The sequence below is a fragment of the Arthrobacter sp. UYCu723 genome, assembly GCF_054059215.1.
The window spans coordinates 1167312-1190313 of sequence record NZ_JBSSBW010000001.1; the positions used below are offsets into that span (position 1 = coordinate 1167312).

At 66.9% G+C, this 23002-nt stretch carries 22 protein-coding genes and 1 pseudogene; 15 read left to right on the plus strand and 8 right to left on the minus strand.

From position 1 onward, the window contains the following. Nucleotides 1-76 precede the first annotated feature (76 nt). Both pyrE and ACVWZ8_RS05265 read right to left on the minus strand, forming a co-directional pair. Nucleotides 77-649, minus strand: coding sequence for an orotate phosphoribosyltransferase (pyrE, locus tag ACVWZ8_RS05260; RefSeq protein WP_426975871.1), 573 nt, complete (start codon nt 647-649; stop codon nt 77-79). 52 nt (nt 650-701) lie between these two features. Then, complete coding sequence (locus tag ACVWZ8_RS05265) at nt 702-1946, minus strand: FAD-dependent oxidoreductase (protein WP_426975870.1); 1245 nt, start codon at nt 1944-1946, stop codon at nt 702-704. Nucleotides 1947-2176: 230 nt separating this feature from the next. On the opposite strand from ACVWZ8_RS05265, the gene nadE reads away from it, so the two are divergent. Beyond that, a complete protein-coding gene (gene nadE / locus ACVWZ8_RS05270) occupies nt 2177-2998 on the plus strand; it encodes an ammonia-dependent NAD(+) synthetase (RefSeq protein ID WP_426975869.1) in 822 nt (273 codons plus the stop codon). Nucleotides 2999-3113: 115 nt separating this feature from the next. Here the strand turns inward: nadE and ACVWZ8_RS05275 are convergent, their stop codons facing one another. After that, complete coding sequence (locus ACVWZ8_RS05275) at nt 3114-4088, minus strand: plastocyanin/azurin family copper-binding protein (protein ID WP_456504017.1); 975 nt, start codon at nt 4086-4088, stop codon at nt 3114-3116. A 264-nt stretch (nt 4089-4352) separates the two neighbouring features. Further along, nucleotides 4353-5129 carry an IclR family transcriptional regulator gene (locus ACVWZ8_RS05280; protein ID WP_426975867.1) on the minus strand — a complete coding sequence of 259 codons (777 nt, stop codon included), beginning with the start codon at nt 5127-5129 and terminating at the stop codon, nt 4353-4355. Nucleotides 5130-5342: 213 nt separating this feature from the next. Between ACVWZ8_RS05280 and ACVWZ8_RS05285 the strand changes: the two genes are divergently transcribed. The 5 genes from ACVWZ8_RS05285 (at nt 5343) to ACVWZ8_RS05305 (ending at nt 11477) form a co-directional block, all read left to right on the plus strand. Next, a complete protein-coding gene (locus ACVWZ8_RS05285; RefSeq protein WP_426975866.1) occupies nt 5343-6080 on the plus strand; it encodes a CoA transferase subunit A in 738 nt (245 codons plus the stop codon). Nucleotides 6081-6129: 49 nt separating this feature from the next. After that, nucleotides 6130-6840 carry a CoA transferase subunit B gene (locus ACVWZ8_RS05290; protein ID WP_456504018.1) on the plus strand — a complete coding sequence of 237 codons (711 nt, stop codon included), beginning with the start codon at nt 6130-6132 and terminating at the stop codon, nt 6838-6840. Next, entirely contained in the window at nt 6837-8021 is a 1185-nt protein-coding gene (locus ACVWZ8_RS05295) for an acetyl-CoA acetyltransferase (protein WP_456504019.1), read from the plus strand. Before ACVWZ8_RS05290 ends, ACVWZ8_RS05295 begins: the two co-directional genes overlap by 4 nt. 262 nt (nt 8022-8283) lie before the next feature. After that, on the plus strand, nt 8284-10437 hold the full coding sequence (locus ACVWZ8_RS05300; RefSeq protein ID WP_456504020.1) for an amylo-alpha-1,6-glucosidase: 2154 nt from the start codon (nt 8284-8286) through the stop codon (nt 10435-10437). 20 nt (nt 10438-10457) lie between these two features. Then, complete coding sequence (locus tag ACVWZ8_RS05305) at nt 10458-11477, plus strand: glycosyltransferase family 4 protein (RefSeq protein WP_456504021.1); 1020 nt, start codon at nt 10458-10460, stop codon at nt 11475-11477. A gap of 18 nt (nt 11478-11495) precedes the next feature. Here the strand turns inward: ACVWZ8_RS05305 and ACVWZ8_RS05310 are convergent, their stop codons facing one another. Together ACVWZ8_RS05310 and ACVWZ8_RS05315 are read right to left on the minus strand one after the other, a co-directional pair. Continuing rightward, nucleotides 11496-12206, minus strand: a complete 711-nt coding sequence (locus ACVWZ8_RS05310) for an ankyrin repeat domain-containing protein (protein ID WP_456504022.1) — start codon at nt 12204-12206, stop codon at nt 11496-11498. Between the two features lie 10 nt (nt 12207-12216). Continuing rightward, nucleotides 12217-12825, minus strand: coding sequence for a GlcG/HbpS family heme-binding protein (locus tag ACVWZ8_RS05315; protein WP_456504023.1), 609 nt, complete (start codon nt 12823-12825; stop codon nt 12217-12219). A gap of 204 nt (nt 12826-13029) precedes the next feature. Between ACVWZ8_RS05315 and ACVWZ8_RS05320 the strand changes: the two genes are divergently transcribed. From ACVWZ8_RS05320 to ACVWZ8_RS05350, 7 genes are all read left to right on the plus strand, one after another. Then, on the plus strand, nt 13030-14250 hold the full coding sequence (locus tag ACVWZ8_RS05320) for a sensor histidine kinase (protein ID WP_456504024.1): 1221 nt from the start codon (nt 13030-13032) through the stop codon (nt 14248-14250). Beyond that, a complete protein-coding gene (locus tag ACVWZ8_RS05325) occupies nt 14247-14873 on the plus strand; it encodes a response regulator (protein WP_426975858.1) in 627 nt (208 codons plus the stop codon). The genes ACVWZ8_RS05320 and ACVWZ8_RS05325 overlap by 4 nt, the downstream gene beginning before the upstream one ends. Before the next feature lie 91 nt (nt 14874-14964). Further along, entirely contained in the window at nt 14965-16020 is a 1056-nt protein-coding gene (locus ACVWZ8_RS05330; protein WP_456504025.1) for a zinc-dependent alcohol dehydrogenase family protein, read from the plus strand. A gap of 131 nt (nt 16021-16151) precedes the next feature. Beyond that, nucleotides 16152-16469 (plus strand): hypothetical protein, encoded by a 318-nt coding sequence (locus tag ACVWZ8_RS05335; RefSeq protein WP_426975856.1) that lies wholly within the window; start codon nt 16152-16154, stop codon nt 16467-16469. A 21-nt stretch (nt 16470-16490) separates the two neighbouring features. Then, complete coding sequence (locus tag ACVWZ8_RS05340) at nt 16491-19220, plus strand: PEP/pyruvate-binding domain-containing protein (protein WP_456504026.1); 2730 nt, start codon at nt 16491-16493, stop codon at nt 19218-19220. After that, nucleotides 19217-19390, plus strand: a complete 174-nt coding sequence (locus tag ACVWZ8_RS05345; protein WP_456504027.1) for a hypothetical protein — start codon at nt 19217-19219, stop codon at nt 19388-19390. Before ACVWZ8_RS05340 ends, ACVWZ8_RS05345 begins: the two co-directional genes overlap by 4 nt. Nucleotides 19391-19539: 149 nt before the next feature. After that, entirely contained in the window at nt 19540-19743 is a 204-nt protein-coding gene (locus ACVWZ8_RS05350) for a cold-shock protein (RefSeq protein ID WP_069950491.1), read from the plus strand. A gap of 198 nt (nt 19744-19941) precedes the next feature. On the opposite strand, the pseudogene ACVWZ8_RS05355 reads toward ACVWZ8_RS05350, so the two are convergent. Beyond that, nucleotides 19942-20525: pseudogene (locus ACVWZ8_RS05355) on the minus strand (recombinase family protein). Here ACVWZ8_RS05355 and ACVWZ8_RS05360 point away from each other — a divergent pair. Further along, nucleotides 20501-20719, plus strand: coding sequence for a hypothetical protein (locus tag ACVWZ8_RS05360; protein ID WP_426975854.1), 219 nt, complete (start codon nt 20501-20503; stop codon nt 20717-20719). The pseudogene ACVWZ8_RS05355 and the gene ACVWZ8_RS05360 sit on opposite strands and share 25 nt — an antisense overlap. Nucleotides 20720-20729: 10 nt before the next feature. Here the strand turns inward: ACVWZ8_RS05360 and ACVWZ8_RS05365 are convergent, their stop codons facing one another. Then, on the minus strand, nt 20730-21608 hold the full coding sequence (locus ACVWZ8_RS05365) for a hypothetical protein (protein ID WP_456504028.1): 879 nt from the start codon (nt 21606-21608) through the stop codon (nt 20730-20732). Between the two features lie 774 nt (nt 21609-22382). On the opposite strand from ACVWZ8_RS05365, the gene ACVWZ8_RS05370 reads away from it, so the two are divergent. Continuing rightward, complete coding sequence (locus tag ACVWZ8_RS05370) at nt 22383-22793, plus strand: SGNH/GDSL hydrolase family protein (protein WP_426975852.1); 411 nt, start codon at nt 22383-22385, stop codon at nt 22791-22793. Nucleotides 22794-23002 lie beyond the last annotated feature (209 nt).

A 23002-nucleotide genomic window follows, 5' to 3' on the forward strand; every position in this document is an offset into this window, starting at 1 on the left:
CGGTCCTTGGGCTTCCGGCGCAGTGATGGTGCCCGGCCGACGGGAACAATGAGTGCTGCGCTGAAGCATAGATAGCCTACGCGAGGCCGAGTTCGTCCTTGCCGAAGGCGAACAGGTAGGGAACGCCGGCCTCGGCTTCGATCTTTTCCTTGGCACCGGTAGCGCGGTCCACGATCACTGCCACGGCCACCACGTTGCCGCCGGCCTTGCGGACGCCCTCGACGGCGGTCAGTGCGGAGCCGCCCGTTGTGGAAGTGTCCTCCAGGACCAGCACCTTGCGGCCTTCGACGGAGGGGCCCTCCACCTGGCGGCCCATGCCGTAGGACTTCTGCGCTTTGCGGACGACGAAGGCATCGACGGGACGGCCGGCGTCGGTGGCGGCGTGCATCACGGCGGTACCGACGGGGTCCGCCCCCATGGTGAGGCCGCCGGCGCACTCAAAGTCGATCCCGGCGTCGGCCAGCAGCGAGAGCATGACCTGACCTACCAGCTTCGACGCCTCGTGGTGCAGGGTGATGCGGCGCAGGTCGATGTAGTAATCGGCCTCGGCGCCGCTGGAGAGGATGACCTTGCCGCGGACCACGGCCAGTTCCTTGATGAGTTCCAGCAGGCGGGCGCGGGCAGCGGCAGTGTCAGGGGTGGCAGTCATGGGTCCCAGTTTAGTGCTCAGCCGGGTCCGTTTTCCCAGCCGGCTGCCGGTGCTACGTCGACGTCCGTTGGGCGCGGCGGGCAAACGCGGGAGCATGTTCGGGCCGCGGTCCGAACGCGATGAACCGGGGGATGATGCGCCGGGCCGCCGGGACGCGCCGGCCCACATACAGCACGGCGGAGGGCAGCCGTGACTTCTTCCCGGTCATGATGGGCGCGAAGAGCGCGCGGTGCATCAGCCGCTGGACGGTCTGCACGACGACGGTGGGCATGCGCCGCCGTCGTTCGACTTTCACCAGATCCTCAACGGTCACCCGGCCGCGGAGGAGCGCGGGGGCGAGGCACTCCGCGGCGGCCACGGCGTCCTGGATGGCGAGGTTGATCCCGACCCCGCCCGCCGGGGACATGGCGTGGGCGGCGTCGCCGATGCAGAGCAGGCCGTTGATGTGCCATGAACGGAGCCGGTCCAGGCGGACGTCCAGCCAGTGCAGATCCTCGAGCGAGGAGATGGCGTCCACCCGGCTGGCGAGGTCTGGACGGAGTGCCGCGATCCGCCGTCGGAAGCCCTCGAGGCCTTCGGCACGGATCCGGGCGTCCGTGCCCTTCGGCGCGAGATAGCCCATCTGGTAGTAGTCGTTGCGGAGAAGGGCCACCAGTGCCTCGCCCCGGCCGAACGCCGGGACGATCCCTGCAACCGCACCGTGCTCGGAGGGATAGCGGGGCAGCCGGAACCACCAGGCGTCGAACGGCACGGGGAACTCCTTCGGGGCGAGCCCGGCCGCGCTGCGGAGCGTGGAGTGCCGCCCGTCCGTGGCGATGACCAGGTCCGCCAGGAGTTCGTCCTCGGCGCCATCGGGTGTCCGGACGCGGATGCCCCGGACCCGCCCGCCGTTGCGCACCAACCCCGTGGCGGCGTGGCTCATGAGCAGGGTGAACCCCGGTTCCCTGGCGGCGGCATCGGCAAGGAAGTTCAGGAAGTCCCACTGCGGCATCATGGCGACGTAATTGTAGGGCGCAGGCAGGGTGTCAAAGTCGCCCATGGTCACGGGCGGTCCGCCCGGCACCGGAAAGGCCACATTCCTCAAGCGGCTCTGCGGCAGCCGGCGGAATTCCTCCCCCAGCCCGAGTTCGTCGATCAGGCGGATGGTGGAGGGGTGCACGGTGTCGCCGCGGAAGTCCCGCAGGAAGTCGGCGTGCTTCTCCAGCACGGTCACCTTCACCCCGGCCCGTGCCAGCAGCAGGCCGAGCATCATGCCGGCGGGACCGCCGCCCACCACAGCGCATCCGGTAGTTTCCATGGCCCCACGGTACGCCTGCGCGACGCCGGGTGGCAGCGGTTTTGGGGAATGGTTTTCGGCAGCTGTTTTCGCTGCGGATTCGCACCGGCGCTGCGGAAATGCACGGGTGCTGCCGGGATCCGGATCCGGGCCGCGCCCGGTATTTTGCGCAGCGCCGGCACGCGCCGCGCCGGTGCCATTCCGCCCGCAACAATTGAGCCCGGTTGACACCGCTGGCTAGGCTTTGAGTCATGCGTGAACTCCAGGCGAAGATCATTGAAGAAATGGGCGTGCAGCCCCGGATCGACCCCGCCGGGGAGGTGCGCAAACGCGTCACGTTCCTGAAGGAATACCTCAAGGCAACCCGGACTAACGGATTCGTCCTGGGCATCTCGGGCGGCCTCGATTCATCCCTGGCCGGACGCCTGGCCCAACTGGCGGTCGAGGAACTGCAAACCGAGGGCGTGGAGGCGAAGTTCCTGGCCGTCCGGCTCCCCCACGGCTTCCAGCACGACGAAGAAGACGCCCAGGCGGCACTGGACTTCATTGGCGCCGAAACCGAGTTGACATTCAACATCGCCCCGGCCGTGGAGGCGTTCGAGTCCGAGTTCGAAAAGACCGCTGGTGCCGCTATCTCCGATTTCCACAAGGGAAACACAAAGGCCAGGGCCCGCATGACCGCGCAGTATGCCCTGGCCGGTGAGTACAACTATCTGGTGATCGGCACGGACCACGGCGCCGAGTCCGTGACCGGGTTCTTCACCAAGTATGGAGACGGCGGTGCCGACATCCTCCCGCTTTTCGGGCTCAACAAGCGGCAGAACCGCGCCCTGCTGGCCCACCTGGGCGCCCAGGCCCGCGTCTGGGAAAAGGTGCCGACGGCGGACCTGCTGGACGGCGCGCCTGGCCGGACGGATGAGGACGAGCTAGGCCTCAGCTATGACCAGATCGATGACTATCTGGAGGGCCGGGACGTCACCGAGGGCGCCGCCGAGCTCATCGAGCAGAAATACCTCAGCACCCGGCACAAGCGCACCGTCCCGGTCACCATCAACGACACCTGGTGGAAGTAGTAGGGCCCCAACGGGGCGTCGTCGCGGGGCACTTTGAGCCGTGATGCTGTGGTCCACCCGCAATTGGGCGGCGTGTCCGTGTCAAAGTGCCCCGCGACGGCAAAACGAGAAGTGATCAGTCGCGGACTTCCACTGTGCCCACCATGCCCATGAAGTCGTGCAGGGCGCAGATGTAGTCGAAGTCCCCGGCCTTCTTGAAGGTCACTTTGAACCAGCTGCCCGGAGGCATCAGTCCTGAGCTGAGATCCCCGCCCGTGAAGCCGGCCGGGTCGCCAACTTCCGCAAAGGGATCGGCCGGCTCCGTGCCGAACGTGACGGTGTGCGGGGCACCCATGCCGTTATTCACGAACGTCACGCTGTCACCGACGTGGATCTTGATCTCCCGGTGCACAAACCGCATCACCATGGCGGTTCCGTTGTCCGTGCCGGCGATCACCGTGGGCTGGTCCGCCTGGTCCACATGCTCGCGGGCAGCCTCCCATTGCTTTTCTCCGTCGCGCAGGATCTTCCGCTCCTGCTTGTGGGCCTGGTGGTCATATTCGGACTGGCTGTAGGGGTACTCGGTTCCGGCCTCCCGGACGTGGACCGTCCCCTTCATGGCCATCCCGTGCACCAGGCAGTAGTAGGTGAATTCACCCGTGTCCGGGAATTTCAGCGAGTATTCCTTGGTCTGGTCAAAACCGCTGTTTGACACATTGGTCATGACGCCTGAGTTGTAATAGGACTGCCCGTCATAGCTCTTTCCGCCCTGCTGATGGATATTCGCGTCAAGCGCCGGGTTGAAAGGCTGGGTGGACTCCAATGACTGGCCGGCCGCCAGGAACGTCACCGTGTGGATTTCCGCCGCGTTCGCCTTCCAGGTGACTTTGTCACCCGCGTTGACGTAGATGTTCTCGGGCAGGAACGCCATGCCCTGGATCGCTTGGTCGGAGGATTCGGAACCGACCTGGACAGTCCAAGTGCGGGCTGGCTTACCGCCGTCGGCGACGGCGGCGCCACTGAGGGCCACCGGCAACAACACGGCTGCGAGGGAGGCGACAAGAACGCGCAACAGACGCGGCATAGACAAGATTTCTGCATGAGGAGCCACGAGACTCACTCCTTTGACGCTGGGTGAACGGCCGGCTACCGGCCTGGTATATTTCACGGACGCCGTAGACCACGACGGCGGCCGGGGCCGGAAGGGTGCGCTTCCGCCAGGCTTCATCCGCTCCCTCAACCACCCAGGACCGGGTGGGCAGGAAGCCGCCGGAAACGGGCCCGCTGCCGGGCATAAACGGTTATGCGGTTTCACATGCAGTTCTCATGGTGCTCCGCGGCCCATGTTTTGTCGAGACTGCGGGCAATGGCCGGCCTACCCGGTGCCCTGCAGCAGGGTCGAGATCCGGTGGGCTTCGTCCATCAGCAGGCGGCCCAGCTGCGCCTGCCGCTCCGCCCGGAAGCGCGGCTCGATGCCGGTCAGGGACAGGGCCCAGGCGGGGTGTCCGCGCTGGTCGAAAACCGCGGCGCCCATCCCCCAGCTGCCTTCCAGCACCAGCCCCGGATTGACCGAATAGCCTGCCTGGCGCGTCGCTTCCAGGTTCGTCCGGACCAGCGCCTCGGTATGGGCCGCCGCGAAGCTGCCGGCGTGCGCGGCCCAGTGGGCCAGCAGCTCCTCCTGTTCCTCCGGGGGCAGGAACGCCATGATGGCGGTGCCGGCGGAGGCGACTCCGAGCGGGAAGCGCACGCCTTCGTGCAGTACGAAGGAACGTACCGGGAAGCTTCCCTCCTCCCGCAGCAGGCACACCGTTTCGGCGCCGCGGCGGATGGAGAAGAACGCGCTTTCCCCGGTCTCCCCGGCCAGCCGCCGGAGGCTGGGCCTGGCGATATCTTCCAGGGGAAACCGCGCCGAGGCCACGGAGCCCATCAACAGAATCTCCGGCCCCAACACCCAGTTGCCGCTGCCCGGTTCCTGGTCCAGCAGCCCTTCGGCTGCCAGGGAGCTGAGCAGCCGGTGCACGGTGGGACGGGTGAGGCCCGATTCCCGGACCAGTGCCGTCAGCGGGGAGCCCTCGGGCTTGCGTCCCACAATCCTCAACAACGCCGCGACGCGGCTGACCACCTGGGCGCCCTGGACAGGTACGGAGTTCATCTTTCACCTCAGGATTCCTCAAATTATCCATATTATGGACACTGCCCATCCTAGCGTCCACACTGTAGAAATGGGCCAAATGTAGCGGAATAACGGCGTTGACAGTGGCCCACGACACGCCATAGGCTCCTTCCTCAGACGAACAGTCCACAACGTGGATCGAGCCGGCGGGAACGTGTCCGGCCGCTCCTGACCGCTCAACGAGGAGATGCAATGTCAAAGGTGAAATCCGGGGCGGCTGCCGCACTGCAGGGCGTACTGCGGGACGGCATGACGCTCGCCGTAGGCGGCTTCGGCCTCAGCGGGATCCCGGCGGATCTGATCGAGGCCGTTCGCAATTCCGGCGTCAAGGACCTCACGGTCGTGTCCAACAACATGGGCGTGGACGGCAAGGGCCTCGGCGTTCTGATCGAGGCCGGCCAGGTCCGCAAGGTCATCGCCTCCTATGTCGGGGAGAACAAGCTCTTCGCCGAGCAGTACCTTGCCGGCCAGCTGGAAGTGGAGTTCACCCCGCAGGGCACCCTCGCCGAGCGCCTGCGCGCCGGCGGCGCCGGCATCCCCGCCTTCTACACCAAGACCGGCGTCGGCACCCTCGTCGCCGAGGGCAAGCCGCTCGCCGAGTTCGACGGCGAGACTTTCGTCCAGGAACGCGCCATCAGGGCCGACGTCGCCCTGGTCCACGCGCACACCGCGGACACCGACGGCAACCTGATCTACCGCTACACCGCCCAGAACTTCAACCCCGTGGTGGCCACCGCGGGCGCCGTGACCGTCGCGGAGGCCGAGGTGATCGTCGAACCCGGCACGCTCGATCCGAACCACATCATCACCCCCGGCGTCTTTGTCCAGCGCCTCGTGCAGGCCGGCGGCCGGGTCAAGGACATCGAACAGCGGACGGTCCGCGAGCGCCCGGTCGCCGCAGAAGCAGCGCCCGCCGTCGTACCGGCCTGAACAGTACCGGCCTGAACCGCCGCCCCCACACCACCTGAGGAGAATCATCATGTCCTGGACCCGGAATGAAATGGCTGCGATCGCGGCCGAAGAACTGAACGACGGCGATTACGTCAACCTTGGCATCGGCATCCCCACGCTGGTCGCCAACAACCTGCCCGAGGGCGTCCGCGTCGTCCTGCAGAGCGAGAACGGTTTGCTCGGCATGGGCCCGTTCCCTTACGAAGGCGAGGAGGACGCGGACCTCATCAACGCCGGCAAGCAGACCGTCACGGTGCTGCCCGGCGGCAGCATCTTCGACTCCGCCACGTCGTTCGGCATGATCCGCGGCGGGCACGTGAAGGTCGCGATCCTGGGCGCCATGCAGGTCTCCGGCGACGGCGACCTCGCCAACTGGACCATCCCCGGCAAGATGGTCAAAGGCATGGGCGGTGCCATGGACCTCGTCGCCGGCACGCCCCGCGTGGTGGTCCTCACCGAGCACAACGCCAAGGACGGCACCGCCAAGATCGTAAAGGAATGCACCCTGCCCCTCACCGGCCTGAGCTGCGTTGACCGGATCATCAGCGACCTCGCCGTCTTTGACCTCGTGAAGCATGAACACGAAACAGCCGGCGGCCGGCAGCTCACGCTCACGCGCCTCGCCCCGGGCGTCACCGTGGCGGAGATCCGGGAGAAGACCGAGACGGAGTTCGACGTCGCACTGGAAGTACTTGAAGTACCCGAAGAGACAACAGAATTCGAAGGAGCCTCAGCATGAGCCTGCGCGAACAGTTCGGCAAGGATGTCCTGCTCACCGGCTGGGGACACAGCCGCTTCGGCAAGCTGACGGACGAGACCCTGGAGTCCCTGACCGTCCAGGTCGCCACCGAGGCAATCGGCAACGCCGGCATCGAGCCCGGCCAGATCGACGAGATCTACCTCGGCCAGTTCAACTCCGGCATGATGCCACTGGCCTTCCCCTCCTCGCTGGCGCTGCAGGTCTCCGACCAGCTGGCCAACGTACCGTCCACCCGGGTCGAGAACGCCTGCGCCTCGGGCTCGGCCGCGTTCCAGCAGGGCACCAAGTCGCTGCTGGCCGGCACGGCCAAGACGGTCCTCGTGATCGGTGCCGAGAAAATGACCCAGGCCGGCGCCGACGTCGTGGGCGCTGCCCTCCTGGGCGCGGACTACGACATGGCCGGCAAGGCCTCCACCACCGGGTTCACCGGGCTGTTCGCGGAGGTGGCCAAGCACTACGAGAAGCGCTACGGGCCTGTCAGCGATGTGCTGGGCACCATCGCCGCGAAGAACCACCGCAACGGCGTCGACAACCCCTACGCGCAGCTCCGCAAAGACCTCGGCGAGGAGTTCTGCCGCACGGTCTCGGACAAGAACCCGATGGTGGCCGATCCGCTGCGCCGCACCGACTGCTCCCCCGTGTCCGACGGCGCCGCCGCCGTCGTGATCAGCACCTCCCCCACCAACGGGGCCACCGACCCGGTCCGGCTCGCCGGCTTCGGCCAGGCGAACGACTTCTTCCCCGCCGAACGCCGGGACCCGACCGCCTTCGCCGCCACGCGGGTGTCCTGGCAGCGCGCGCTGGCGATGGCCGGCGTCGGGCTGGAGGAGCTGGACTTCGCGGAGGTGCACGACTGCTTCACCATCGCCGAACTGCTGATGTACGAGGCCATGGGGCTGACCGAACCCGGCCAGGGTTCCCGCGCCGTCGAGGAAGGCTGGGTCTTCAAGGACGGCCGGCTGCCCATCAACATCTCCGGCGGCCTCAAGGCCAAGGGCCACCCGGTGGGCGCCACCGGCGTGTCCCAGCACGTCGTCGCGGCGATGCAGCTCACCGGCACCGCCGGAGCCATGCAGCTCGCCAACCCCCGCCGCGCCGCGGTGCAGAACATGGGCGGCGTGGGCATCGCCAACTACGTCAGCGTGCTCGAAGCGGTCTAGAGATATGAGGTGGGTTTCGCAGGTCTAGCGTCCACAGAACCACAAGCGTAGGGTCATAGAACCAACGTGCTCCTGGTGGAGGTCCGCCATGACAGATTCGTTCATGACAGATTTGTTGCCCATCAGGCTCCGTTGGAGACCGATGAGGACGAAGATCCCACGACTGATCGATCCGCGGCGGCAGCCCTTCTGATCCACCTTGGGGTCCCCAGGAACGGGCCCCGCAGCGTTGCCTACCGGATTAGCGTCAAAGGAGCCAGGGATGGCTGGATGGAATGCTGACAACGCGGCTGGCCCCCTGGGGGCCACGGTGACACTTGTGGATGGCTCGAACTTCTGCATTTCCGGCCTGGCCGGCGACATGTACTCAGACCGCCCCCATGGTGTGTTCCATGAGGACACCCGGATCGTCTCCCGCTGGAGACTGACGATCAATGATGTGACTTTGGAGCCGCTGGCCGCCCGCGCCCTCGAACCGTACCGGGCCGTCTTCATCGGCCGTCCGGCCCGGGCAGCCGGCCAAGCGGACAGCCCTTTGATCGTGGAACGAAACCGCGAGGTGGGCGCGGGCATCCTGGAGGAGATCACCGTCCGGAACCATTCCCGCGAGCCTGCCGTGTGCGTGGTGGAACTGGCGATGGACGCGGACTTCGCGGACCTCTTTGAGGTGAAGGACGCCCGGATCATCCGGTACTGGGACCAGTCCCGGCACCCGGAAGGCGGCTCCCTCACCATCCAGGGCGTCTGGCGGGGAATTCACAAGGGGGTTGTCCTGCGGGCTCCCCACGCGACTTTTAGCCACGAAGGCCTGGGCTACCGCACCGTGGTGCCGCCGCACGGCCAGTGGCAAACAAGGGTGACGGTATCGCCGCTACTGGATGCAGCCGAAACGCCCGCGCCCTTCCAGCGCCAGGCAACCGGCACCTCGCCTGCGGAAATACGGCGCCAGGAGTGGATCCGGAAGATCCCCGCGATGCACGTCAGCAACGTGTCGATTGCCCGCACCCTGCAGCGCAGCCATGATGACATCGGCGCCCTCCAGATCGAGGACCCGCTGCATCCGGACCGGACCGTCGTCGCGGCGGGTGCTCCATGGTTCATGGCCCTCTTCGGCCGCGATTCGCTTCTCTCGTCCTATATGGCGCTGCCTGTGGACCCGTCGCTGGCCCTGGACACCTTGCAGACGCTGGCCGAAAGGCAGGGCAACGTGGTGGACGCGCTGACCGAAGAGCAGCCCGGCCGGATCCTCCATGAGGTCCGGCTGGGCGTCAGCACGGGCCTGGCACTGGGCGGCAAGTCCGCCTACTACGGCACGGCCGATGCCACGCCGTTGTTCGTCACGCTGCTCGGCGAAGTCAGCCGCTGGGGCCTCGCCGCGGACCAGGTGGCCGCACTGCTGCCCAACGCTGACAGGGCGCTGGAATGGATCCGGGACTACGGGGACCGCGACGGCGACGGCTTTGTGGAATATCAGCGGCTCAACAACCAGGGGCTGATCAATCAGGGATGGAAGGATTCCTGGGACGGCATAAATTTCGCGGACGGCCGCATGGCAGAGCCGCCGATCGCCCTCTGCGAAGTGCAGGGTTACGTGTACGGCGCCTACATCGCCCGGGCGTGGATGGCGTACGACGCCGGGGACCTGGCTTTGGCGCGGGAGTTGCGGGAACGCGCGGCGCGGCTAAAAAAGCAATTCAACGAACAGTTCTGGCTGCCGGGCCGCGGCTACTACGCCATCGCCCTGGACCGGGACAAGAGACCTGTGGATGCCTGTGCCTCCAACATGGGGCACTGCTTGTGGAACGGGATTATCGACGCCGACAAGGCGCCCCAGGTGGCTGCCCGGCTGATGTCGCCGGAAATGTTCAGCGGCTGGGGGATCCGCACCCTGGCCACGGATATGGGCGCCTACAACCCGGCGAGCTACCACAACGGATCCGTGTGGCCGCATGACAACGCGATGATTGCTACGGGCCTGATGAGGTACGGATTTGTGGACGAGGCCCGGCGGGTTGCCCTCGGGCTTACTGAGGCCGCGGATTTCACGGACCACCGCTTGCCTGAATTGTTCTGCGGATTTGACCGCGCTGATTTCCCGGAACCGGTGCCTTACCCGACGGCTTGCTCGCCCCAGGCCTGGGCTGCCACCACCCCGGTGCATCTGCTGCGCACACTGCTGCGCTATGACCCCCACGTCTCCATGAACGGTATGTGGATGGACCCTGTGCTGCCGGAGTCCTGGGGCCGGGTCCACATCACCAACTGCCCCATAGGCGATGGCCGGATCACCATCGACGTGACCGGCAGCCAGGCCACGATCGAGGGGCTCCCGCCGGGCATGACGTTCCACCGCGGGACACGTCCCCCCCTTGCCGATCTGGTCGAGCTCGCCGAGAAGCTGGACAAGACAGGCTAAACCTCGAGCAGGAGCGCATCTTGCGGATAGGACTGATAGCTCCACCATGGATCCCCGTCCCGCCCCCGGGCTACGGCGGAACAGAGGCGATGATCCATGCGCTGGCCACCTCGCTGGCGGCGGCCGGGCACAGCGTGGTGCTTGCCGCGGCGGCCGACAGCACCTGCCCGGTCGAACGGATCGGCGGTTTCGCCCGGGCGGAGCGTGCCGCCATGGGCAGAACAAGCTCAGAGCTGCCGCACGTGATCAGGGCCTACGCCGGACTGGACGACGTCGATATCATCCATGACCACACCCTGGCGGGACCGTTGTACCGGCACCGCCCACCCGGGATTCCAGTGGTCAGCACCATTCATTCGGACATGACGCCGGCGCTGTGCCGGGTATATGAAGCCTTCAGCCGGGACGTGTCACTGGTGGCCATCTCGCAGCACCAGGCAAACAGCGCCCCGGACGTGAAAATTCGACGGGTCATCCACCACGGCATCGATCCCGCAACTGTTCCACCCGGTACCGGAGCCGGCGGCTACGCGTGTTTTCTGGGCCGAATGGCGCCGTGCAAAGGCATCGCTGAGGCCATAGCGGTGGCCCGCAGAGCGGGAATCCGGCTCAAGATCGCCGCAAAAATGAGCGCCCCGGCGGAAGTGGATTATTTCCGCTCCGTGGTCGCCCCCTTGCTCGGGCCTGATGAAGAGTTCCTCGGAGAACTGGACGCCGTCGGAAAGTTCGCCCTGCTGGGCAATGCCGTCGCGCTGCTCAACCCTGTGAAGTGGGACGAACCCTTTGGAATGGTCATGATCGAGGCGCTGGCCGCCGGCACCCCCGTTGTGGCCACTCCGCGGGGCTCCGCACCGGAAATCATCGAGCACGGAGTCACCGGTTTCCTCGCCGCGGGTACCGATGAACTGGCCATCTGCCTGCAGCGTGCGTCAGGCCTGGACCGGCATGGCTGCCGGTCCGCCGTCGAAACCCGTTTCAGCGCGGAGGCGATGACGCGGAAATACGTGGAGTTGTTCGAGGACGTGCTCGCCGGAACGTAGCCCAAGCGGCGCGCCCGGTCAGCGGGCCCGGATCAGGGCAGCGATCTCGCCGAAGCCCAGCCGTTCGGCGTTCTCCAGCGCCGTGCGGCCTTGAGGATCCCGGATGCCCGGGTCCGCACCGGCGTCGAGCAGCTGCCGGACCACGTCCTGTTGCCTGAGGCCGCCACTGTTCAGCAGGATGGCTTCCTGCATGGCGGTCCAGCCCAGGTTGTTGACGTGGTTCACCGGCACCCCGGCAGCAATGAGAATCCGTACCGTTTCCACGTGGCCGTGTTCGCTCGCCGGGATGAGCCCGGTGCCGCCGTAACGGTTGGTGCTGACAACATCGGCGCCGCTGGCGAGCGTCAGCTGCAGGATCTCATTGAAGCCCTCCGCCCCCGCATAGAGGAACGCCGAGTCCTGGATTCCGTCCTTGGCATTGACGTCTCCTCCGGCCCGGATCAGTTGCGTCACGAGCGGCAGATCGTTGGCTTTGGCCGCGAGAATCAGCCGCTGATCCAGCTCCATTTGGGCCTCCGGGGAAAGCGCCGGGCGGGTACTCCCTGTGGTTGCCGTCGCCGGTGAGGCGGCTGCCGCCGTCGGGCTCGTTGAGGGGACTGCGGACGACGGTTGCGGGGCCGCCGCCGTCCCGCCTTCGGAGGTGCAGCCCGTGAGCAGCACGGCGAATGCCGCTGCCCCGGCCAGTGCCGGCAGACCATGGCGCCGGCCGGGAGCATTGAACCACGTCATGAATCAGAGCCTACTTGGCGGTTCCGGCGATGGCACCGGCGCCTGCTGTTGCGCAGGCTTCGTCCAGCATGCCGTCGGGAGCGCCGCCCACACCGATGCCTGCCACCGACACTCCATTGACCTTAAGGGGGACTCCGCCGGCCAGGAAAAGCGTGCCGGGGAGGTCAGCGATGCTGGGTCCGTTTCCGTTGATCCGCTTGGCCAGCTCACTCGTGGGCGTCCCGAAGGCGGCGGCCGTGTAAGCCTTCTGCTGGGCGGCTTCGATGGTGTGCTCCGCCGCGTTGTCGCCGCGGAGCAGGGCCTGGACAGTACCGAAGCGGTCCACCAAGGCGACCGTGACGAACGGCAACTTGTCGGCCTGGCACTTGGCCAGGGCAGCGTTGACGGCGGCCGCAGAGGCGCCCACGCTGATGCGGTTCTGGGCCACCACGGTTTCAGGACCCGGCTGGAGATCGACGGCGGGAACCGCCGCCGGAACCGCCGCCGGAACCGCCGCCGGGGCAGCTACGGGTGCTGACGCAACCGGAACGGTACCGGCGTTGGCCGCTGCGGTGACGCCCCCTATCAGGAGCAACGCTCCGGCAGCGGCGATGGCAGCAGTCTTGTTGGATTTCTTCATGGGTTTCTCCTCGGAATGCGGTTGCGGGGCCGTGCCCCTGGGCATACGTCCATCCTTTCGGCTGGCCCCGGTCCTGGCATCGGGCGTTCGTCTGCACCCGCCTCCGCCATCGGGCTTGCCGTGTCAGCCAAAAGGCTGAGAGACCAGCAACGACGCGGGCCCTAGCATGGGGGTAGCACTCCATCCACCGGAACCGGACACCCCATGCCTTCTTCAGCACCAGCCAGACCCCCGGAACCTGCCCAGGACAACGCATCGGCCACCCTGCAGAACCACCGCGCGGCGGACGGCTGGCCTGGCGGCCGGATTGACGCCGTCGTCCATCTCGGTTTCGCCGTGCTGATGGTGGCGTCGGCGGTCCGCTACGTGATGCGGCACAGCCCGGCAGACAACGTATGGATCCTGGCGCTGGCCGCAGCGGTGTGTGGGCTCTATGCGGTGATCGCGGTCCTTGCGCAGCGCAGGCGGCCGTGGGCGCTGTGGATGTTTGTGCTCGCGGCACTGTGGGCGGTCCTGGTCATCGCCGCGCCCAGCTTCGCGTGGTGCTCGTTCGCCGTGTTCTTCCTGTGCCGGACGGCGTTCGCCGGCTGGGTGGCGTACCTGGCGGGAGGCGCGACGGCGGCGGCCACCGCCGTCGGACTGTTCCGGCTCGGCGGCGGCAGCGATGTCGCCATGCTGCTGGGGCCGCTGGCCGTGGGCGTCATGCTGACCCTGATCTACGACCGCATCGAGCACGACGCCGGGGAGCAGCGCCGCCTGCACGCCGAGGTTTCCCTGGCCCAGGGCAGGCTGGCGGCCAGCGAGCGCAGGGCCGGCACCATCGAGGAGCGCGAGCGCGTGTCCCGTGAAATCCACGACACCGTGACGCAGGGCCTCGCCAGCAGCCTGCTCCTCCTCGAAGCCGCCAATAGATCCTGGCCCAGCCCCGCTGCGCAGGAGGACGTGCGCCGCGCCAGCGGGATGCTGCGCCAGAACCTGTCCGATACCCGCAGCCTGGTCCACGAACTGGCCTCGCCCGGCCTGGAGGCTTCAGCCCTGCCGGACGCAGTGTTTCAGGCGGCGACGCTCTATGTCCCGGGCGCCAGACTGCTGGTCACCGGTGAGCCACGCCCGGTTCCGCCCGATGTCCGGCATGCCCTGCTGCGGGTGGTCCAGAGCGCCGCTGCAAACATCAAACTGCACGCTTCGGCCACCCACGTCACGGTGACGCTCGGTTACCTGCCTTGCGCCGTCACGCTGGACATGTACGACGACGGCATCGGCTTTGACCTGTCGTCGCTGGCCCCGCCGTCGAAAGCGGGAGGCTACGGCCTGCGGGCCATGCGACAGCGGGTGGAGCAGCTGGGTGGCGTCTTCTCGGTGGAAAGCACCCCGGGCGAAGGGACGATTGTGGCCGCACAACTGCCCGCGGAGGAGGATCGGTGAGTCCCATTACTGTGCTGCTGGTGGACGACCACCTGGTGGTCCGCAGCGGGCTCAAGGCCCTGCTGGGAACGCAGCCGGATATCGCCGTCGTGGCCGAGGCCGCCTCCGGCGAGGAAGCCCTGATGGCGGTGGAGGAGCACTCCCCCGCAGTGGTGATGATGGACCTCGCCATGGGTGCCGGCATGGACGGCATCGAGGCCATCAAGCAACTCCGCCGGCGCAACGGCAAACAGGCGGTACTGGTGTTCACCACCTACGATTCCGACGCCGACATTGTCCGGGCGGTGGATGCCGGGGCCATGGGCTACCTGCTCAAGGACGCAGCACCGGAGGAGATCTTCGCTGCCGTCCGCGGCGCGGTCCAGGGCAAGAGCGTCATGAGCGCACCGGTGGCCTCCCGGCTGTTCCAGCAGCTGCGGAATCCGGACGAGGTCCTGACGCCGCGTGAGGCGGAGCTGCTGGGCCTCCTGACGGAGGGGCTCAGCAACCGGGAGCTCGGCCAGCGGCTTTTCATCTCCGAGGCCACGGTCAAGACCCATCTGGCACACATCTACGCCAAGCTGGGCGTGGAGACCCGGGCCGCGGCCATCGCCACCGCGATTCGCCGGGAGGGGATGCGCTAGCCAACCCTGGCCAAGTTGCGGCGCCTGCCGGGGCGGCAGGCGCCGCGCGGATAGACTCGTAGGTAACCCACCCCCCACTCCAGGAGCCGTCATGCGCGCCACCATCATCCACGGCCCCGGGGACATCCGGGTCGAAGACCGGGACTACCCCACCGTGCAGCTGCCCACCGACGTCGTCGTGAAGGTCACGGCATCCTGCGTCTGCGGCTCGGACCTGTGGCCGTACCGCGGCGTCAGGCCCACCCATAAGCCCTCCGCGATCGGGCACGAATTCGTCGGCACGGTGGAAAGCGTCGGCGCGGAGGTCAGCGGCCTGGCCGTGGGCGACTTCGTGATCGCGCCCTTCGTGGTCAGCTGCGGCAAATGCCCGCAGTGCCTCAACGGCGTCACCGTGGCCTGCGACCACCTGGCCGGCTGGGGCGGCAAGGATGACACGGGCTTGGCGATCGACGGCGGCCAGGGCCAGGCGGTCCGCGTGCCGCTGGCAGAGTCCACCCTCGTTAAGGTCCCGGGTGTCACCGAACCGGACGACGCCCTGCTCGCGAGCCTGCTGACGCTCTCCGATGTGATGGCCACCGGCCACCACGCGGCCCTCGCCGCGAAGGCCGGCCCCGGCAGGACCGTCGTCGTGGTGGGCGACGGCGCCGTGGGGCTCTGCGGCGTGCTGGCGGCAAAGCGGCTCGGGGCGGGGCGGATCATCGCCATGTCCCGGCATGCGGACCGCCAGGCCATTGCCCGCGAGTTCGGGGCGACGGACATCGTCGCGCAACGCGGCGAAGAAGGCGTCGCGAAGGTCCGCGAACTGCTCGGCGGTGTGCTGGCCGACTCCGTGCTCGAGTGCGTCGGGACCAAGGAATCGATGGAGCAGGCCCTGCACAGCGTCCGCCCGGGCGGCGCCCTGGGCTTTGTCGGCGTCCCGACCGGCGGCGCCGAAGCCCCGCTGCGCTACCTCTTCGACACCAACATCTCGATCGCCGGCGGCATGGCGCCGGCCCGGACCTACATCCCCGAACTGCTCGCGGACGTGCTCGCCGGAACCATCAATCCGGGCCGGGTGTTCGACGTCGTCATGCCGTTGGAGGAGGCGCCCGAGGCGTACCGCGCCATGGACGAACGGCGCGCGATCAAGGTCCTGCTGACGCCCTAGCCGGGCTCCGTTCGGGACTTCCGACGACGGCGGCGCGGGGCTCCCGCAGCGCTCTGGCCGCACCTCTTGCACTGCTAACACAGCAGGTCTAGCGTGAGCCGCATCAGCAGCGCCGCCGTCGAGGAGCCGTCATGGCAAGGTTTGTGCAGATCATCGAATTTCAGTCCTCCCGGATCGAGGAAATTGAAGAACTCGGCCGGCCGTCCAGGACGGAGGGAAGCACCGCACCGACGTTCGGCCGGATCCTGGCCACCGCGGACCGCGACCACCCCGGAACCTATTTCACGATCGTCGAGTTCGAGTCCTATGAGTCGGCCATGGAAAATTCCAGCCGGCCGGAAACCTCCGACTTCGCCGCGAAGATGGCCGCCCTGTGCGACAGTCCTCCTGTCTTCCGCAATCTGGACGTCTTGTGGGAGGACACCGGCGAGGCCGCGGACACTGCCTAGGAGCGGGAATAGGAGCGGGAAATGGTTGCTGCAGACCGGACTCCCCCGGTCAGAGATGCGGCGGACGGGCTCCTGGTTGCCCCCTTCGTGGTGGACCTCCAAGAGGCCGGCTCAGTCGCCTTGCGCCTCGTGGGCGGTAAGGCCCTAAACCTCGGCAAGCTCCTGGCAGCCGGCTTTCCGGTCCCGTCCGGGTTCTGCTTGACAACAGAGGCCTACGAGCTGGCGGCGCCGGGAGAACTGGCAGCGCTGGCGGAGCAACTCGATACGGCGGCTGCCCGGGCTGTGGCGCATGGGACTGTCCAGGACGGAACGGTGGAGCCCAGGACGGCGCAGGCCGGGACGGCGGAGCGCGCCAGGGACCTGGTCGGGTCATCGCCGGTCCCGCCCGAGGTGGACGCCGCACTCCGCGCGGCCTACGCCGGGCTTGGAGCCGCCCCGGGCGACGAGCCCGCCGTCGCTGTTCGGTCCTCAGCCACGGCGGAGGACCTGCCGTTCGCCAGTTTCGCCGGCCAGCAGGACTCCTATCTGGACATTGTCGGCGCCGACGCCGTGATCGACGCCGTCCGCCGCTGCTGGGCCTCCCTCTGGAGCGAGCGGGCGGTCGCCTACCGCTCGGCCACCGGGATCAGCCACCGTGACGTCGGCCTCGCCGTCGTCGTCCAACGGGTCGCGGATGCCGTCACCGCTGGCGTCCTGTTCACCGCCAATCCCGTCACCGGAACGAGGACTGAGACGGTCATCGACGCCAGCCCCGGCCCCGGGCAGGCCGTCGTCTCCGGGGCGGTCAATCCTGACCACTTCGTGCTGGACACCGCCACGGCCTGGGTCCTGCACCGCACGGCGGGCGGCCCGGAACACGGCCGGCAACCAAGCCTCAGCGACGCGCAGCTGAGCGAGCTCACCTCGCTGGGCGACGCGGTCCAGCGCCTTTTCGACGCCCCGCAGGATGTGGAGTGGGTCATCGATGCTTCGGGCACGATCTGGCTGACCCAGTCCCGGCCGATCACCACGCTGTATCCGCTGCCGGACCCGTCAGCCAGGGAATCGGCGGGCGCGGCTGCCGACGGCGGAACCCGGGTGTATTTGTGCGGCACCCTGCTCCAGGGGCTGACCCGGCCGATCACGCCGCTGGGGCTCTCGGTCCTCGGCGGGATGCGGCAGGGGCCCTGGAAGTACGTCAACCCCGGGCTGCGCATGTATGTGGACCTGACGTCCGTAGTGCGCAGCAGGCTCGGCCGTCGCTACCTGCTGAGGTTTCTGCCGCTGGCGGACGGGAGATCCGCGGCCGTTTTTCCGGCGCTGTTGGAGGACCCGAGATTCCGGGTTATCAAGAACTCCCGAAAGTTCCCGGCCCAGGCGAAGCGGTCCGGCCGTGCCTGGCAAGTCCGGAGTACAGCGGTGACCGCGAGTCTTGGCCTGATACTGAAGTTAGTACCGGCGCTCATCGGGGCTGCACTCCGTCCGGAGGCGGAACTGCGCCGGGCGAAGGCGTATGGAAAGCTGCTCGAAGCGGAGCTGGCGCTGCCCGAGCCTGCCACGCCTTTCCAGCGGCTCGACTACGCCCAGAACATCCTGGACGGGACGGTCGACGGACTGATCCAGGCCACCCTGCCGGGCCCATCGATCGGCTACATCATGCTGGCCGCGGCGCGAAGGCTGCTGCGCGGAATTGCCCAGCCGCGCGAACTCGAAGCGGTGCTGCGTGGGCTGCCGAACAACGTGACCACCGAGATGGATCTTGAACTCTGGGAGCTGGCGGTCTCCATCGGCGCCGATCCGGCTGCACGCGAGGCCTTTCTGGCGAAACGCCCCGACGAGCTCGCCGGGATCTTCCGGGCCGGCGGCCTGCCCGCGCCGGCGCAGGCCGGCGTCCGGAGCTTCCTTGCGCGTTACGGTCACCGCGCCGTAGCAGAAATCGATCTCGGCATGCCGCGGTGGTCGGAGCAGTCGGACCATATCCTCGGCATGATCTCCAACTATCTGCGGGTAGAGGATCCCGAACAGGCTCCGGACCGGCAGTTCGCCCGGGCGGCAGAACACGCCGAGGACCGGATCCACAGCCTCGTGGAGCGTGCGCGGGCCCGCGGCCGCTGGCGGGCGCGCCTCCTGGAACTGTGCCTGCGCCGGGCCCGGGAGCTGTCAGGGCTGCGGGAACTGCCCAAGTTCTACATCGTGATGGCGCTGGCAGAAATGCACCGGCAGCTCGCCACGGTCGGCGCCGAGCTGGCCGCGACCGGCAGCGTGGCGAGCCAGGACGACGTCTTCTTCCTGGACTTCGATGAGATCCGCGTCGGACTGCGCGGCGCCGATTTATGGGGCCTGGTCGCGGACCGCCGCCGGCTCTACGACGTGGAACTGCGACGGCGGCATATCCCCCGGGTCCTGCTGTCCGACGGCACAGACGTGGAGGCGGCAATGATGGCGAAGTCCCCGGCCCCCGATGGCTTGTCCGGCACACCGGCCTCGGCCGGCACGGCCACCGGAAGGGTGAGGGTGATTCTGGACCCGGTGGGCGCCCACCTCGAACCCGGCGAAATCCTGGTAGCCCCCTCCACCGACCCGGGGTGGACCCCCTTGTTCCTGACCGCCGGTGCCCTTGTCATGGAAATGGGCGGGGTCATCTCGCACGGGGCCGTTGTGGCCCGCGAATACGGCATCCCCGCCGTCGTGGGCGTGCCTGAGGCCACCACGCGGCTGCGCACCGGCCAGACTGTCACCGTGGACGGATCCGCCGGCACTGTCCGCCAGTGACGGCGCGGGGAGTTTCCGCCGCACAGACCTCGGCCGTAACGTCCGTTGTCCACCACGATGACTTCATCGGCGCGCCGGGCCTGCCGGACCCGCGCCTCCAGGCGGGCGGCGAGCATTTCAGCTTCCTCCGGGAGGGGACAATGACCGGGATTGTGGCCATCGTGCCCTGACCATGGTCTCCATCCGGAACAAAATGGCCCCGGTGGCCTCTTGCACCGCGGCCCGCCGACCCGTACGTTGGGGGACAGCGGACGAATGTCTCCGCAGCCGTTGGCCCCAGGGCCGCCGGAGATCAGCAGCATTTCAGAAGGATAATGGCATGGCTACAGGCACAGTTAAATGGTTCAACGCCGAAAAGGGTTTTGGCTTCATTGCCCCGGATGACGGGTCAGCCGACGTTTTCGCCCACTACTCGGCAATCTCCAGCAGCGGCTACCGCTCACTGGACGAGAACCAGAAGGTCGAGTTCGACGTCACCCAGGGCCCGAAGGGCCCGCAGGCTGAGAACATCCGCCCGCTCTAAGCACTCAGGAAAGCACCCCCGGCCAGGCCGGGACGTTTTCCGCGAAGACCACAAACGCCCCGCCGGAGGATTCCTCCGGCGGGGCGTTTGTGGTCCGCAGCGGTCAGCACCGTTGCGCCGTGGCGGGTGGAGTTGGATGCTCTTTGGCGGCGTTCTGTGATCGCTGGCTGTCGCCTTCCGGGAGGACGCGCAGAGCGGCTAGTCGGTGAGTGCTCGCGACCGTCTATAAAACGTTGCGCGTGACATTCCCGAGATCGCGGGCAACCTGCGCAGCGGGCTCGCCGCCTTCGACCAGGCGGACAGCGCTTCGAATCTGACTGTCGGTGATCCGACGGGGTCGGCCGCCGAGGTCCTTTCCGGCTTCTCTGCGTTTACTGATGGAGTCGGTGACGCGTTCGCGTTTGATCTCGTGTTCCATCTGCGCGAGGGCGGCCATGAGCGTGAAAAGCATCGACCCCATGGGTGTTGCGGTGTCGACGTCGCCACCGCCAAGGTTCAAGACGCGCAGGCCCGCGCCTCGACCGCGGAGTTCGTCAGCGAAGGCGAGCATGTTCTGGGTGGATCGCCCGAGCCGATCCAGCGTCGTGATCACGAGGGTGTCTCCGTCGATCAGCGCGTCGAGTACTCGATCGAACTGGGGTCGTGAGGCTCGCGCCCCAGATACACCGTGATCCACGTAGAGGTCATCGCGTCGGACGCCGGCGGCCAGAAGGTCCGCCTGCTGCCGGTCGGTGGACTTGCTGCCGCGTCGAAACGCGTGCGTAGCCGATCAGTTTCGTCATGGGCTGCTCCGATCGACTACCCGGAACGTGATGACAGCCAGATCGCCGTCATCACGGACGCCATTCTCGAAGACGAGTACATCGACCTCGAGTTCGACTTCCTCCACCCTGCTGAACGTCCCTTCCAGCTGGTCAGGTTCGGGCTTCTTCCGGCGGGATCTCAGCCCACATGCCCCGGTAGCCAGTCCGCGTAGGGCAGCGGCGTTATGAAGCTTTGATAATGACATCGTCGATATAGCTGTCGCCCACCTGCCGGGGGTGCTCCGCTCCCAGCTGCACCCGGGTCAGCGTCGTGAACCCTGTGCTGACCTGGTTGCTGTAGAGGAGCCTGGCGTCGAACCAGACCTCAACGGTGGAGGCGGCACCGTTGGCCACCACGTGCATCACCACCTTGTGCCAGGAGCCGAGCTGTACCGCCAGTCCAAGGTTGGTGTACCCGTAAGTGCCCGAAGGGGACGCTACGCGCAGCCACAGCTGGCCGTTGCCGTTGTCCCGGAAAACATCGGCCACACGGATGCCACCATTGAAGAACCGGAAATACGGGACGTTGTTTCCTACGTTGCCCGCCGTGGTGATGTTGAACCAGCCGTCGGCGTAGGCGCCCGAGGAGCCTCCCGGCAGGGTTGCTGACATGTTTGCCACCGAGCCTGACTCATCCGTGACGTGCAGGAAGGCCGCGCAGCCCCTTGAATGGTGCTGGTCGGAGGTGACAGAGGCTGTCCCGGTCCCCGACGTGCTGGCAATAAATCCCTTCAGCGTTCCGGATTCGAAACTGGTTGCCACTACGAGTACACCCGGGTACTGGTTGGAAGGTGGCGGCGTGCCGCTCTGGCAGACCGGGGCCGGGGCCTTCTTGTTGTTGTTGTTGTTGTTCTTGTTCTTGTTGTTGTTGTTCTTGTTCTTGTTGTTCTTGTTGTTGTTCTTGTTGTTGTTGCTGTTGTTCTTGTTGCTGTTGCTGTTGCTGCTGCTGTTGCTGCTGCTGTTGTTGCTGTTGTTGTTGATCGATGTGGTGGCTGTTGCGACCATCGGGGCGGCGAACATCAGTGCGATGGCTGTGGCGAACGCGAGCAGGGTTTTTTTCATGGGTCTCTCCCCGGAAATTGTGTCCCCGGTGTTTATTGGGGCGGTGAAGCCCGGCGCGGCGAGACCGGCCGCTTCAGGCGCCGGATCTTTCCGGCGCCTGCATCATAGGACACGGTTGTCTCTCTGTCACGAGTAGCGGGTACTCGCTCCCTCGGCACTCCCGGCCAGCGCGGGGAGCGGAGCGTGCAGCACGGAACGGTTGGCAACACTCTCCTCGCTCTGCAGACCAAGGCTTCCGGGCCGCTGGGGATCCGGGCCCGGTATTGCCGGGGCGCGGTCGGGGCAGACCGCGCCCCGTGCGAGCCAGGAGGCCTGCAGTGTTCCGCCACTGGCCCGTTGTCTCACAACCGGTCGTTTCCGCCGCGTCTTCTTCCCCGGTGGCTCCTCGATGGATACCTATTTCGGTCCTGGAGAGACAAGTCTTTGTCCCAGGGACGCTTGGAATCGAATCGAGTACCCGTCCGGATCTGCAACCAGAAACTGCGTGACGCCAGCTTCGTGCTCGCCAGTTCTGTACCACTTGGGGTGGCTTGTGAATTCGTGAAATATCCGACGCTAAGACTGTTGGCGGTGTCGGGTAACGTTCGTTCGCCATACACTTCTGCACTTGAAACGTTTCCGCAGGTCAGAGCTGTAAAGCGTGCCGTGTCCGGGCCAATGCAACGCCTACGGACGTTTGGGTGACTGCTCATGCTGAACAAGGCTTCCCATCGCGGTCAGGAAAAGCCGCTCCAACTTTGGTCATTTTGATGCTTAGCGGTACTTTTCCGCGCGGTGGTCCTCCCCACCATCGAGGACCGGTCCACCCTGGGTGTCAGCACCAGGCCCGGATCAAATTCCTCTGCCGGCAACGGTGCCAGGAACGGCTGTTCGGCGGCGAAGTCCTGGCCGATGGTCCGGATCCTGTCATTGATCCGCCGACTGTCATCCTGCGCTTCCCAGGCCCGGGACCGTACCCGGCTGAGGCTGAACATCATCCGCGACGAACTAATCCGCATCGTTGCGCAGAGAGCGGTCGACGACCCGAATCTGCACTACATCGATGGGCGCTCTCTCTTCGGTGAAGCAGATGTTGTCGAGCTTCCGCTGCCAGACCAGCTCCACCCGGATCCCCCCGGCCACCGTCGCATCGGTGAGCGCTTCGCCGACGCGGCCGTCGGTGCCGACGGCCCGTTCGCGGTCTAGAGGTAGCCTCCGGAAGCGGGCATGACATCGATGGCGGCATAGTGGATCGGCCCTCTTCCCAGTTTGTCCGTCACAGCTCGGGGCTTGAGACTGGTAATGACCGTTGATTGAGTAGTCGGTATTTACCAGTCTCAAGCCCCAGCTCCATTCAACACCTCATGCATCCGCCCGAAATTGTTCCGGTGACCGTTCCGCTTGCGGGCGGCCGA